Genomic DNA, 497 nt, shown 5'->3' on the forward strand with positions numbered 1-497 from the left:
GCAGCATTCAATGCCAGTAAGTTTGTTTGATCCGCAATGCCCTGAATTTCAGACATGACCGTTGAAATTTTATTGACATCGGTGACCAATTCAAGCGCACTACTGGCCGCTTGATCGACATCACGCGCCAAACCATTAATTTTATTTTGGCTGATTTCGATAACATTGATATTTTCCCGACACTCGTTTTGTACTATCAACACTTTGTCATGTGTCTGATGGGTATTGAAACTGACTTCAACAATAGTCGCACTCATTTCAGTTATGGCGGTTGCAAGTTGTGCTAGATGTGAATTCTCTTCTTCTATACCTTGCAGCATTTCTGTTGAAGCATTCTCTAGTTCATCAGCAAGCCTTACTAGTTTGCGTCCTGAATCAGCACCCCGGCCAAGTATTGTGCGTACCCGAGCTTTATATAACTCTATAGGGTAAGAGATAATACTTAATGGCCCTTTCCCTGAAAAAATTATACGTGAAGGGCTATCGAATAGTATTTT

1 pseudogene is annotated in these 497 nt (G+C 40.8%); it reads right to left on the reverse strand.

The features are described from left to right. Positions 1 to 497, reverse strand: a pseudogene (locus H4J59_RS04010) (chemotaxis protein); the annotation flags it as partial.

This window comes from Colwellia sp. MB02u-10 (assembly GCF_014077185.1).
GTDB lineage: Bacteria > Pseudomonadota > Gammaproteobacteria > Enterobacterales > Alteromonadaceae > Cognaticolwellia.